The following is a 14,022-nucleotide window of genomic DNA, read 5'->3' on the forward strand; positions in this document are numbered from 1 at the left end:
TAATGCAAACTCGTAAAGCACTCGTTATATTTTCTGGTGGGCAAGACTCAACCACCTGCTTACTGCAAGCCATTGCTGATTATGGACGTGAAAACGTTCAGGCAATCAGCTTTCACTATGGTCAACGTCATGCCATTGAACTTGAAAAAGCCAAATGGATCGCCAAAGATTTAGGTATAAAGCAAACTGTCATTGATACATCAGTTATCAAACAAACCACGAATAATGCGCTCATCGACGACTCACAAGAAATTAAAGCAGCTCAAGATGGCGATTATCCTAATACCTTTGTGGATGGGCGTAACATGCTCTTTTTACTATTAGCTGGATGCCATGCCAAGCAGCAGGGCATTTCTGACATTATTATTGGCGTTTGTGAAACCGACTTTAGTGGCTATCCAGATTGTCGCGATATCTTTATTAAATCAATGAATGTATCAATGAATTTAGCCATGGATTATGCGTTTAATCTTATTACACCACTGATGTATTTGACCAAAGCACAAACATGGGAAATGGCCGATAAACTGGGCTATCTTGATTATGTCCAACAACATACCCACACCTGTTATTACGGCGTTGAAGGGGGATGTGGTCAGTGTCCTAGTTGCCTGCTGCGTGATAAGGGCTTGCAAGAATATATGGCTAAGGCTAGATAGATTTATTAATAACTGGGTTCTCTCACCCCATTAAAAAGGAAACAAGATGTACTTAAAGAATCAGTTCGAATCGATAGAAAAAAACTTTACCCGTGGGCAACAGCAAAAAGCGCTTTACTGGTTGGCTTTTTTTCATATATTAGTTATTGCGTCAAGCAATTATTTAGTTCAAATCCCGTTTGATATTTTTGGTTTTCACACCACATGGGGGGCTTTCACGTTTCCATTTATCTTTTTAACTACCGATTTGACCATTCGAATTTATGGTGCAAGCTTGGCAAGAAAGATCATTTTTGTGGTAATGATCCCCGCATTGCTATTTTCATACCTTATTTCGGTGTTATTTTTTGAGACACATTGGGTTGGTTTGTCGGCATTGACCGAATTTAATAGCTTTGTATTTCGAATAGCGCTAGCCAGTTTTGCAGCTTATCTCGTTGGGCAATTGATGGATATCACGGTTTTTAACTATTTAAGAAAAAATAAATCATGGTGGGTTGCACCAACTGCATCAGCAATCTTTGGTAATGGTATTGATACTATTGTCTTTTTTGCTATCGCATTTTATCAAAGTAGCGATGAATTTATGGCAAATCACTGGGCCGAAATTTCGTTAATGGACTATAGTTTCAAAATTCTAATTTGCGGATTATTCTTTTTGCCACTTTATGGTGTGATTTTAAATTTTATTCTCAAAAAATTAGTCGCAACGCCTCACACTAAACATTTCTTATAATCTTAATTTTATTTATTCATTTTAATCAACTAAAAGCTCATCTATTATTGTAGATGAGCTTTTAGTTTTATGTTTAATACTAAAATAAGTACTCACAAAAAACATTCAGAAAATACATTGATTTTATTTGTTTTTTTTATTCTCTTTTTGCGGAGGAATCGCAAAATTTTATTAAACACCCTTTGCCAAATGGCAAATAGCAGTGCATAATATAAGGTTAAAATATAATCAAGTTGAGCTACAATAACGATAATAATATATGAGAATAATATATGAGGTAGAGTGGGTATGGGATTAGTAAAACATTTAGCTATATTGAGCCTATTATTAGCGTTAGTCGGATGTGATAATAAGAAAACGGAGCAAACTGCAAGTGCTCAACAATTAACAACGCAAGCAACAACAAATGTCATTGATAATAATAATGCAGCTAATGTTAGTAATCCTAATGAGGGCAGTGCAATAGCGCAAGAAGAATCGCCAAAACCTGTTTTTAACCCAACCCCAGAATTAATCGAAAAATATCATGGTAAAGCATTAACGGTCATTGATAGTTCTGAAGTCATTCTTGATGGTTCAAGTACACTGGTTATTACCTTTTCGGTTCCTTTAAATCCTAAACTTAATTTTTCTAATTTACTTCGTTTAGTTGATCGCCAAGCCGGTAATGTTGATGGTGCTTGGGAGCTGTCAGATAATGGATTAGAATTAAGACATCGATACCTGGAGCCAAATCGTGAATTAGAACTTACTATCGATAAAATGTTAGCGGCCATTAATGGCAACAGTTTAAAAGAAGTCTATCAGGCGGAAATTAAAACCCAAGATCGCAAGCCGATGGTGGGCTTTGCCAGTAGTGGTTTTTTGCTACCAAGTAGATCAATGAGTGGTTTACCTGTTATCACTCTTAATGTGAATAAAATTGATGTTAATTTTTTTAAAATCAGACCAGAGCAGTTATCTGATTTTGTTGCTGATTATGGTTTTATTGACCAAGTGACCAGTTGGAACTCAAAGAATATTAATCAATTCGCTGAATTAGTTTATTCGTCTCGATTTGATCTTAATCCTAAACGTAATTTTCAAGAAACGGTATTACTTAACCTATCTTCAATTCCAGAGTTACAGCAAGAAGGTGTTTATTTTGCCGTTATGAATCAAGCTGGAACCTATGATTATTCAAATCCCGCAACAATGTTTTCAATCAGTAATATTGGTGTTGCGGTGCATGCTTACGAGAATGGTAAATTATCTGTCATTACCCTTGGACTTGACAATGGCAAACCTCTTTCCGATATGAATTTATCTGTTTTATGTAGCAAAAGTATCAAAGACAGTAATAAGAACTGTACAACGGTTTCAACCCAAACCGACTCTACTGGTTATGCTGAAGTGACTTTACCAAAAGGCATGGATTATGCCTTACTTACCGTAAATGATGGAAAACAGATTTCTTTGGTGAGTTTAGAACGTAATGCTTTAAATTTAACCGAGTATAACTTGACCGGTTCTGCTTTTTATCAAAAACAACTATTTGCTTTTGGAGCCCGTGATTTATATCGTCCTCAAGAAACGGTCTATTTTAATGCGCTTTTGCGTAATGCTGATGGTAAGCCATTGCCGGTGCAACCCATTATTGTTGATGTTTTGTCACCAGATGATCAAATTGTTGAAACTTTTACTATCAGTGCCAAAGCTGACTCAAACGGTTTATATCAATGGCAATATGTTATTCCTGCTAATGCAGCAACAGGTAAATGGGCATTCCGGTTTAATTTAGGCGATAATAATTACCGTTACGCGTGGTTTCGTGTCGAAGAATTTTTGCCAGAGCGCATGGCAATGGAAATGACCACAGCATCAAATAAACCTATTATGTTTGATAAAAGTGTCAATTTTGATGTTAAAGGTTGGTACCTTTATGGTGCCCCAGCGGCAGGCAATAATTTAGAAGGTAATATTTATCTTAAAAAAATTGATTCAATCCCTGAACTTGCTGATTATAAAATTGGTGATGTGACTGACAGTAATCTTGCTCATCAACTTGATAATATTGAGACGACGTTAGATAAAAACGGGATCGCAAAAGTTGGGATAGATACTAGCAATTGGGGTAAATTGAACTCTCCAATTAAACTTATTTTGCAAGCAAGTTTACTCGATTCAGGGGGGCGTCCTGTTACACGTTATGCCAGCCAAACTATTTGGCCCTGTGAGCAAATACCTGCCGTGCGAGCACTATTTTCCCAATCGCCTTATTACGATTGGTCATCAGATCGGTACGAAAACAGCCCAACAGTTGATAAAGGCGCTAATGCAGAGTTTGAAGTGGCCTATATTAACATCGATGGCGAGAAGCTGGCTGCAAATCATTTAAAGGCGAGAATTATTCGTGAACGTCGTAATTATTATTGGAGTTGGTCTGACGATGCTGGATGGCATCAAGAATACAATTCAAGTGAATTTGTTGTGCAAGAACAACCACTTTCTATTGATGCCAATGGCACAACCAAAGTCAGCTACCAAACAGATGATTATGGCTCTTACCGTATTGAAATTGTCGATACTAAAAATAACATCACCAGTAGCTTACGTTTTAGAAGTGGTTACAATTGGGAAGATAACACTAATGGTACCAATGCTGTTCGCCCAGATCAGGTTAAATTAAGTCTGGATAAAACGGTCTATTCAGTTGGAGATACTGCTAAAATACATGTACAAGCTCCAGTCGCTGGATCGGGTTATATCGCACTTGAAAGCAATGATGGTATGTTATGGAAACAAGATATTACCGTTGATGAAAACGGACTTGATGTCGAAATCCCAATTCAAGATTGGGGACGTCATGATATTTATATTAATGCGATGATTATTCGCCCATCAACCAATGCTGAAGTACAAACGGTTAAACGAGCAATTGGATTGCTATATTTACCCATTGATACTTTGAATCGTCAATTAAATGTGAGTATTGAAGCGCCGAAAAAGACAGAACCTGAAAAAACGATTCCAATAAAAGTCAAAATGGATAAAAGCGCAATCCAACAAGATCGTAAGGTAACGGTATTAGTTTCGGCAGTTGATTCAGGTGTATTAAACATTACTAATTTTGCCACACCAGATCCTTACAGTGCGTTTTTAGGTCGGAAACGTTATGATGTCGATCTATATGATGTATATGGCAAATTGATTGAAGGAAAAGGACGCAATGTGAATGTGAGTTTTGGCGGTGATGCTTTGCTCGGTGTGGCAAACACCGGTGGTAACAAAACATTAACCGAAGTCAATATTATTTCTCAGCAATTACAAATTATCACGCTTAACGATGAGGGCGAAGGTGTTGTTGATCTGGCTTTGCCTAATTTTAATGGTGAATTACGCATCATGGTTCAAGCATGGGATGATAATCGCTATGGCAAGGCTGAACAAGTAATGACAGTTGCATCGCCAGTGGTTGCAGAGCTATCGACTCCGCGCTTTTTATCGGGTGGTGATCAGGCTAGCTTGGCGTTAGATCTTAATAATTTAACCGAAAAAACACAAACAATGCAAATCGAAGTGACAACTGACGGTTTGATTCATCAAAATACAGTTAAGAGCACGCCAATAACACTAGATAGTAAGCAAAGACAAATTATTCAAGTGCCCGTTGTTGCTGATTATGGCTATGGACAAGGTATTGTAACTATTAATGTCAAGGGGATTTTGTTAGATGATGGTTCTGATTACCAAATCAAACGCTCATGGAAAGTCGGAGTTAGACCTGCTTATGCCGCAACGACAAAATATTATGCGGCAGCAATAAATGGGGGAGACAGTTGGATATTACCTAAAGATAGTATTACTGAAATGATTGAAAACACGGTTGATGGTAAATTAATCGTATCAAATCAACCACCTCTCAATATTGCTCAGTACATTAAAGAATTATTTGCCTATCCATATGGTTGCTTGGAACAGACCATTAGTGGCTTAATGCCATCATTATATGCAAACCAAGAACAGCTGACTGCTTTAGGAGTTAAAACTGAATCCGATGAGCAACGACGCGAAAAAGTACAATTAGGTATTTCACGAATCTTATCAATGCAACGCAATAATGGTAGTTTTGGTTTATGGAATAAAGAGAGTGCTGAAGAACATTGGTTAACCGTGTATGCAACCGACTTTTTATTACAAGCAAAAGAACGAGGATATAATGTTAATAATGATGCGCTTGATGCGGCTATTGCTCATATTAGCCAATATATTTACGATGCTAATGCATTTAATAATTTACAAAGCTATTATGACAATTCACAAGTAAGCGATTATACGCAATTTGCTACTAAAGCTTATGCTTTAGTGGTACTGGCAAAGCAAAATAAAATTACGGTACCAATGCGTAATGAGATCAATCGAATGTATCAACAGATCACTGAGAGTGATTTTAAGGTGTTGTCACCATTACCTGTTGCTCAGTTAGCATTATCGGCCAAACTCGCTGGTTTTGATAATATCTATAACAGTTTGATGCCACATGTATTTACAACAAGTTATAATCATCAATATGCTTGGCTTGGCGAATATGGTAGTGCAATACGTGATAATGCATTAGTTTTATCTTTATTGATTGAGAATGAATTAAGTGTTGATAAACAAGCCGATTATTTAATTCATTTATCTGATTTGCTTAATGACACTCGTTATTTTTCAACACAGGAACTTAACGCATTGTTTGTGGCAGGCTGGTCATTAGAACAACATAAATCTTCGCATAAATTTGATGTTACGATCAATGAACAGTCAAATGAGGTCGATTCTGCATTATCGCGCTCTTTTGATGTTGTTAATTTAGCGAGTGGCTTGACGATTTCAAACCCAAAAGATGCTCAACCACTTTATATTAAATTCACCGTGTCAGGCTATGGTAAAAACGCTCCCGCGCCAACCAGTGATGAAAATATATTAACAATTAAACGTGCTTACTATGATTTGAAAGGTAATAAAATTCAACCTGATAAAATGAAAGTGGGAGATTTAATGGTAGTTGTATTAGATGTTAATTCACGTAAAGAAGCTGTTCATGATGCATTAATTGTTGATTTTTTACCTGCTGGTCTTGAATTAGAAAACCAAAATCTAACCAACAGCAGTGTTAGCTTACAGGCGATCCCTGAATTAGCTAATTTGTTGAAAGATGAAGATAGCAATGATGTTAAATATCAAGAATTTCGTGATGATAGATACGTCGCAGCCGTTGATATTAATCATTATATGAGTGAAGATACCTATCGCACTCGTGTTGCTTATTTAGTTAGGGCTGTGACGGCAGGTAATTATATGATGCCATACCCTTATGTTGAATCAATGTATCGTCCTGATAGGTTTGCAATTGGTCAATCTGTTGATGTCATGTCAGTTGTTGAGCGCAATGCAGAACCTAATGAACCAAAGCAACAATAGTATTAAAACATTAATTCAGATTAATGACTAAAAATATAAACAAATTGATTATCCGCTAACAAACGTTAGCGGTATCTTTTTATACTAAAACGTAGAGTTTCCTGAAACTTTTTGACAAAATGAAAAAGTACCTGCTTAACATTCTAGCTTTCGTGTTTTTTTTCATCCTTTTATTGCTAGGCTGCTTTTTTGTTGCCGATCATTTATTTCCATTATCGATTGCAAAAAATAAAAACACACAAACCATTCTTGCCCAAGATGGCACACCACTTTGGCGATTTGCTGATGAAAATGGTGTTTGGCGATATCCTATTCAATTAGATGAAGTGCCCAATGATTACCTTGATGTATTATTAAATTATGAAGATCGCCACTTTTATGATCACTTTGGTGTTAATCCCGCATCGTTACTGCGAGCAGCTTGGCAAAACATTACCAATAAAAAAATTATTTCAGGTGGCAGTACTATTTCGATGCAGGTTGCAAGATTGCTTAATCCTCACGATCGTTCCATAGCTGGAAAGTTACAACAAATATTTCGAACGCTACAACTTGAATTATATTTTACCAAAGATGAGATTTTAACTTTATATATCAACCGTGCACCATTTGGTGGAACAATCGAAGGCTTGGGGGCAGCGAGCTGGTCATATTTTGGCAAAGCACCAAAAGCGTTAACACGTGGCGAAGCGGTTTTATTAGCGGTATTGCCACAAGCGCCAAGTCGTTTGCGTCCGGATAGGTATCCTCAGCGCGCCAAACAAGCTCGAGACAAAGTTTTAGCAAGATTAGCTCAATATCAAGTATGGTCATCCGATATTATTGAGCAAGTTCGAAAGGAAGAAGTGTGGGTTTACCCACGTAAAAAGCCACAACTAGCACCTTTATTAGCGCGAAGATTAAGTCAGCAATATCCTGATGTTGATATCATTCATTCAACGATCGATCACTCTCTTCAGTATAACCTTGAAGATATTGCGTCTAATCGTAAAAATCAGCTACCCCCTAAAACTTCGCTGGCTATTTTAATAGTCGATCATACCGATATGTCAGTAAAGGGCTATGTTGGTTCAGCAGATTTTAATGATAAAGAAAGATTTGGTCAGGTTGATATGATAAGTGCACTTCGCTCACCTGGATCGACATTAAAACCTTTTATGTATGCACTCGCGATTGATGATGGTATGATTCATTCTGAATCGTTATTGCAAGATACGCCTCGAATCAGTTCTGATTATCGTCCTACCAATTTTGATGAAGATTTTTATGGACCAATCAGTGCCTCAGAGGCATTAAAAAACTCATTGAACTTACCTGCTGTTCAGTTAATTGAACTCTATGGTCCAAAACGGTTTACCGGCAAACTTGCTAGTGTTGGGTTGTCACTGGTATCTACTGGAAATAATCCTAATATTTCGTATATATTAGGTGGTGCATCGTTAAGAATGGATCATTTGGTCAGTGCCTATAGTGCCTTTGCTCGTCATGGACAAGTCAGCCCTTTACGTTTTACACAAGATGAACCATTGTTAAGTAAGCCATTTATTAGCGATGGCAGCGCATGGATCACAAGGCAGATGTTAGTTAATCATCAGCAACTTGTTTACAAAACAGGTACTAGCTATGGCTATCGTGATGCTTGGGCGGTTGGTGTTAATCCTCGCTATTTGATTGGCATTTGGGTCGGGCGTCCAGATGGCACGCCAGTTGTTGGTCAATATGGCGCCATCACAGCAGTGCCAATTTTGCAACAAGTTAATACATTGTTATTAAATAAAGAGCGACGACTCAATCGACCATTACCTTTAGTAACAAAACCAGCAACGGTAACTTCAGAAAAAATTTGTTGGCCATCAGGGCAAATATTGCCTACAAATGACGAAAACTGCCATCGCCAAAAAAATGCTTGGATATTAAATAATATGGTCCCCCCAACGCTTGATACTTTCACAGTGCTTAATAACAATCTCTACCGTTCAGGATGGGTAACGATCTGGGTCAATGATGCAGGAAAACGGGTATCAGCAGATTGTAGTAATGCGCATAAAAAACAGATTGCACTTTGGCCAATCGCTTTAGAAAATTGGCTGTTACCCAAAGAGCGTCGGCAATCGTTGTTCCCTGAGGTTGATAAAAATTGCCCTGTATTTGGTAAAGATATCTTTTTGCCACTGAATATCATTGGATTACGGGATAACCAATTAGTAAAACGTTTACCAGGGCAACACGATGTCACCATTGATGTAACACCACAAGGTGGTACAGGCGATAAATGGTGGTTTTTAGATGGTGAACTGATTGAGCAAACACATGACGATCAAAAAGTTGCTTTAACGGTAACTCAAAAAGGTTTACATCGTCTATTATTATTAGACCAAAGCGGGCAAATTTCGCGAATGGCATTTACCCTTGATTAACTCGGAGCAAGCATGACTATTGAACGAACATTATCCATTATCAAACCCAATGCCGTTAAAAAGCAATTGATTGGTGAAATTGAAACCCGTATCAGCCAAGCAAGACTTAACATTATTGCCCTAAAAATGCTTAGATTAACGAAAGAACAAGCTGAAGGCTTTTATGCTGAGCATCAAGGTAAATCATTTTTTGATAAATTAGTTAAATTTATGATATCTGGCCCGATAGTGGTTCAGATTTTAGAAGGTGAAAATGCCGTTCAGCGTTATCGGGAACTGATGGGACCGACTGATTTATCTAAAGCAACAGCGGGCACTTTACGAGCGGACTTTGCTGACAGCATGACCGAAAATGCTGTGCATGGTTCAGATTCTTTAACCGCAGCCGAAAAAGAAATTGCTTACTTTTTTGTCGATGGTTAGATAGTTGGGTAATTCAATTTTATAAAATACCATGTTGTATTGCGTATTACCGTTATTCCAGGATTCTTTTTTAAAACATGATCGATATAACTTTAAGTTATAACCATGTGAGTATTTGTTATTTATACAGACGGTTCTTTGTTGATAGACTTTAGCGGTACATAACTTTTACTGGGAAAATAGAATGAAATTGTTGACTAAATCACTCACTGTTGTCGCATTAATAAGTAGTTTGTTAGGTGCAAATTTTGTTTATGCAGATCGCCTTGATGACATTGAAAAACGCGGGGAAATCAAAATAGCCGTGTTTGATAGTAACCCGCCATTTGGATATGTTGACGAAAAGACCAATAAAATTGTTGGTCTTGACGTTGATTATGCCAATGAAATAGCTAAAGCACTGAATGTGAAAATTGATCTTGTACCAACTAATCCAGCCAATCGAATTCCGTTATTAACTTCCCAAAAAGCCGATTTAATTGTTGCTAACTTTACTGTAACTGATGAAAGGGCAAAAACTGTTGATTTTAGTTTGCCTTATTTTGCGACTGGTCAAAAATTTCTCGCGAAAAAGGGCGTTTTAAAATCAGCTGATGATTTGAAAAATCTGCGTATCGGTGCTGATAAAGGTACGGTGATGGAAATCACACTACGCGAAAAATACCCAACGGCTAAAGTGATTTCTTATGATGATACACCATTTGCCTTTGCGGCATTACGTAATGGTGTTGTCCAAGCAATTACTCAAGATGATGCCAAATTAATTGGTTTACTCGCTAATGTACCGGAAGAACAACGCGCAGCATTTGAAATTTCGCCATTTAGTATCACCCAAGAATATCAAGCAGTTGGTATACCAAAAGGGGAAGAACGCTTAAAAGAAAAAGTCAACCAAATTTTATTAACACTTGAAAAAGATGGTCAAGCGTTAACAATTTATAACCGTTGGTTTGGACCTGAAACCACATCAGCCATGCCTCGTGGTGACTTTAAAATAGGTAAAGGTCAGTAAGTTATGCACGAGCAATTACTAGAATCCCGTTATTGGTGGTGGTTATGGGATGGTTTTTTAGTTACGTTAGCTATCTCATTGCTTACTATCGTCTTTTCAACATTATTGGGTTTTTTATTAGTTATTGCTCAACAAAGCTCGATAAAGATTATTCAAGGGATTGTAATGGGGTATAACGCAATTTTTCGTTATTCCCCATTATTACCTCAACTCTTTTTTTGGTATTTTGGTGTGGGTAATTTATTACCAGTCGAATTTAAGTTATGGCTATTTGATGAACCACAAATTTCGTTTTTCTTTTTTTCACTGAAAATGCCTTCCTTTGAATTTATGATTGGTTTAGTTGGTTTAACGTGTTATTCCAGTGCTTTTATTGCCGAAGAGTTTAGAGCCGGCATTGCTGGTGTAAGGCAGGGGCAAGGGCAGGCTTCATTAGCATTAGGGTTAACTTGGTGGCAAAGTATGCGATTTATTATTTTACCGCAAAGCTTGCGTATTGCCTTTCCGCCTTTAATTGGTCAGTATATGAATATTATCAAAAATTCATCGTTAACAATGGCTATTGGTGTACTAGAGCTTTCTTATGTATCGCGTCAAGTTGAAACCGAATCATTAAAAACCTTTCAAGATTTTGCCATTGCAACTTTATTATATATTTTGGCAATAGTGATAGTTGGAACTTTAGGTAATATTTATCAAGCAAAACGATTACAAATAGGTAAGGTGTAATCAATTATGGAAATCAAAGGATTAGCGGTTATTTATAACAATTTAAGTTATATGATGTGGGGAAACTTTCCCGGGGGCATTTTTTTAACGTTGTTAATGAGTTTTGCTGCAATTATCGTTTCAACCCTGTTAGGTATTTTGGCTGGCGTAGGGTTGACTGTCTTAAAAGGAACAGTGCGCTATTTATTAGTCAGTATACTTGGTTTTTTAAGAGCAATCCCTGTTATTATGCTTATTTTTTGGACTTACTTTTTATTACCTGTATTGCTTAATGTTGATGTGCCAGCTATCGCAACGGTGATATGTGCACTATCTTTAATTGGCGCTGCATATATTGGTCATTCAGTGCATGCCGGCATGATTGCAGTGGCTAAAGATCAATGGCAAGCAGCATTTTCATTAGGGTTGACTAAAAAGCAAGTTATTTTATTTATCATTTTACCACAAGCTCTTAAAATGATGTTGCCGTCTTTTGTCAATCAGTGGGTATCACTTATTAAAGATACGTCTTTAGCCTATATTGTCGGCGTGGCGGAATTTACTTTTATAGCTACTCAAGTTAATAATCGTAGTATGGTTTATCCAACTGAGATCTTTTTATTTGTTATTGTTGTTTATTTTATTATTTGCGCATCGCTTGATTTTGCGGTTTCGATTTTATCAAAATTGCGATTATTTTGTTATTAAATAATATGTAGGAAAACGCCAAGTTATTTACACTTCATGATTAAAATAATCCTCTCTCCCTATAAAACGTTAGCTTTTTTATGTATATTGATTACCGTATTTGCTCCAATGACTGTAAACAACGCAAGTAGTTCCTATAATTTACCTTTTGTTTTATTATTTTTCTTTCGATTTGCGCTGAGTGATGTCATCTTTTGGGTAAAGTTAACAACTTCAAAAAATTTTAATTGTTAAAGTATCACATTGCTTAAATCGCTTTTTAAATAAAGACGTTAAGCCGCTACCATATACTCGTTTAGCTAACAGATATTATTGTTATTAAGCAAAGGTATTGATTAAAAAGGTTAACTTTGCGTTAAAATAGTTTATACTCTGTTCGCATTATCGTTTATGCTTAAAACAAGACAATAAAGAACGATAAGCCAATAACCTTATTAACAATAAAATATAGCGATTTTAGGGAAAATAGGAAAACAATATGGCGAATGGCTTTAATCGCCTTTTTGGACAATTAGGTAAAGGATTGATTGACGGATTAATGGCGGGTTTAGGCTGCATTAGCCATAACGGCTATACCTTAACCGTTGAGGGGCTGCGCTCGCCGATTTCGGTTTGGCATGTTGACGGTGATGAGTGGTTAAATCAGCCTTGGCGTTATGTGATTACTTCTACTCGTTACGATAAAGCCTTCTCCATTGAGGCGACTCTCAATCAAAAAGCCAGTTTTTCTTTTCATTCAGCTAGCTATCAAACCTTAATGTCAACAATCTCCGCGTTAAGTAACTTCCTATCGGTCAATGATAAACCGTCTTTGTATGAGGCAATAACCGTATTAAGTCCGTTATCGCTCAATAAAGTGTCACTGAATTCAATAAGCTCATTATCACAAGATTCATTATTGAATCTATTTGATGAAAAGAGACTCACTCAGATATTACGCACTGATTTAGATGATGAACTCAGTCTATACCCGACATTGATTAACCTTAAAAGCCAATAGTTTACTTTTGAAAAATAACGAAAATCGATAAAACAAGCATTGAAGAGTGTAAGATGCAAAAAACAGCCAACATCGCGATACAATATAAAAACGAAGCAGCCGGTCGTTGCCTGTGAACGAACAGGAGCACCGGTCTTTTTATTGCGTCAAGCCGTGATAAAAACAAAATTCAATAAAATAAAAGAGGTTAACCGTACTTATCAAGAACTGGCAGATTATACTAAAACATTAGATTTTAAACATCGTATGCCAGATGAAGCATTAGAATATTATGACTATGTACTTCGCACTTTGCGTAACGGCTATGTTTATGTGATGCAACAACAAGGTGATGATATTGAGAGCCGAATAATTGACGCATATGAATTCATTGACGGCGCACTACGTTTAAAAGATGCCCACGAACTGCCCCATACCCAGCCAAGACCATTATCAAAAGCGTGTAAAGAGGCCTGCCACTCCATTCCAGCCTCGTTTATTCATCTTGATGATAAGCGCTTTACGCAAGCGTGGGTGGCTTATTCTTCACAACCTTGGCCCAAAAAGACCCTCGACGATTATCTCAAAGAACAAGATAGCCAAGTGTTATCGCGTTTTACCAAAATTGATATACAAAAACTCAAAGACTCACCGTCTGAGGCAACCGGTAACCGAGCGGTGCCGTTTAAAGATATTTTTGGTTATAGTCATGAACATGATGATAATGATAAAAGCAAAGTGCTCGAGTTTCGTTTTGGAGAGCAAGGTCTGGAGAATTTTAAATCGGCCCATCCATTTAAAAGTTTTGCAGAGCAAAAACACCGATTTGCCAGTCATGTTAACCGATTATACCAAGGTGACAGGGCTATTTCTTGCGCGGTCGTATTAGAAGACACCTTCGGTATCGCCGAAGAGCTCAACTCGCAACGGGTATC

Annotated in this window: 10 protein-coding genes; all 10 read left to right on the forward strand. The window is 37.1% G+C overall.

Annotation, left to right across the window (positions count from 1 at the left end):
- Nucleotides 1-2: 2 nt before the first annotated feature.
- Nucleotides 3-659: a 7-cyano-7-deazaguanine synthase QueC gene (queC, locus tag A9G23_RS10050; RefSeq protein ID WP_065587478.1), complete on the forward strand. Its 657-nt coding sequence runs from the start codon at nt 3-5 to the stop codon at nt 657-659.
- Nucleotides 660-705: 46 nt separating this feature from the next.
- Entirely contained in the window at nt 706-1,395 is a 690-nt protein-coding gene (locus A9G23_RS10055; RefSeq protein ID WP_065587479.1) for a 7-cyano-7-deazaguanine/7-aminomethyl-7-deazaguanine transporter, read from the forward strand.
- A gap of 288 nt (nt 1,396-1,683) precedes the next feature.
- A complete protein-coding gene (locus tag A9G23_RS10060; RefSeq protein WP_065587480.1) occupies nt 1,684-6,840 on the forward strand; it encodes an alpha-2-macroglobulin family protein in 5,157 nt (1,718 codons plus the stop codon).
- A 119-nt stretch (nt 6,841-6,959) separates the two neighbouring features.
- Entirely contained in the window at nt 6,960-9,257 is a 2,298-nt protein-coding gene (gene pbpC, locus A9G23_RS10065) for a penicillin-binding protein 1C (protein ID WP_065587481.1), read from the forward strand.
- A gap of 12 nt (nt 9,258-9,269) precedes the next feature.
- Complete coding sequence (gene ndk, locus A9G23_RS10070) at nt 9,270-9,680, forward strand: nucleoside-diphosphate kinase (RefSeq protein ID WP_065587482.1); 411 nt, start codon at nt 9,270-9,272, stop codon at nt 9,678-9,680.
- 184 nt (nt 9,681-9,864) lie between these two features.
- Nucleotides 9,865-10,692, forward strand: coding sequence for an ABC transporter substrate-binding protein (locus A9G23_RS10075; RefSeq protein WP_065587483.1), 828 nt, complete (start codon nt 9,865-9,867; stop codon nt 10,690-10,692).
- 3 nt (nt 10,693-10,695) lie between these two features.
- Nucleotides 10,696-11,421: an amino acid ABC transporter permease gene (locus tag A9G23_RS10080; RefSeq protein WP_065587484.1), complete on the forward strand. Its 726-nt coding sequence runs from the start codon at nt 10,696-10,698 to the stop codon at nt 11,419-11,421.
- A 6-nt stretch (nt 11,422-11,427) separates the two neighbouring features.
- Nucleotides 11,428-12,108 (forward strand): amino acid ABC transporter permease, encoded by a 681-nt coding sequence (locus tag A9G23_RS10085; RefSeq protein ID WP_065587485.1) that lies wholly within the window; start codon nt 11,428-11,430, stop codon nt 12,106-12,108.
- Between the two features lie 478 nt (nt 12,109-12,586).
- Complete coding sequence (locus A9G23_RS10090) at nt 12,587-13,108, forward strand: hypothetical protein (protein ID WP_065587486.1); 522 nt, start codon at nt 12,587-12,589, stop codon at nt 13,106-13,108.
- Nucleotides 13,109-13,147: 39 nt separating this feature from the next.
- Nucleotides 13,148-14,022: toxin VasX (locus tag A9G23_RS10095; protein ID WP_141674932.1), on the forward strand; the 875-nt coding region annotated here is incomplete at its 3' end.

Source organism: Gilliamella sp. App4-10 (assembly GCF_001690495.1).
Lineage (GTDB): Bacteria > Pseudomonadota > Gammaproteobacteria > Enterobacterales > Orbaceae > Gilliamella > Gilliamella apicola_G.

What these genes read in the sequence shown, in the direction of transcription:
- queC (WP_065587478.1), top strand. Translation starts at nt 3, where the DNA reads ATGCAAACTCGTAAAGCACTCGTTATATTTTCTGGTGGGCAAGACTCA.
- A9G23_RS10055 (WP_065587479.1), top strand. Translation starts at nt 706, where the DNA reads ATGTACTTAAAGAATCAGTTCGAATCGATAGAAAAAAACTTTACCCGT.
- A9G23_RS10060 (WP_065587480.1), top strand. Translation starts at nt 1,684, where the DNA reads ATGGGATTAGTAAAACATTTAGCTATATTGAGCCTATTATTAGCGTTA.
- pbpC (WP_065587481.1), top strand. Translation starts at nt 6,960, where the DNA reads ATGAAAAAGTACCTGCTTAACATTCTAGCTTTCGTGTTTTTTTTCATC.
- ndk (WP_065587482.1), top strand. Translation starts at nt 9,270, where the DNA reads ATGACTATTGAACGAACATTATCCATTATCAAACCCAATGCCGTTAAA.
- A9G23_RS10075 (WP_065587483.1), top strand. Translation starts at nt 9,865, where the DNA reads ATGAAATTGTTGACTAAATCACTCACTGTTGTCGCATTAATAAGTAGT.
- A9G23_RS10080 (WP_065587484.1), top strand. Translation starts at nt 10,696, where the DNA reads ATGCACGAGCAATTACTAGAATCCCGTTATTGGTGGTGGTTATGGGAT.
- A9G23_RS10085 (WP_065587485.1), top strand. Translation starts at nt 11,428, where the DNA reads ATGGAAATCAAAGGATTAGCGGTTATTTATAACAATTTAAGTTATATG.
- A9G23_RS10090 (WP_065587486.1), top strand. Translation starts at nt 12,587, where the DNA reads ATGGCGAATGGCTTTAATCGCCTTTTTGGACAATTAGGTAAAGGATTG.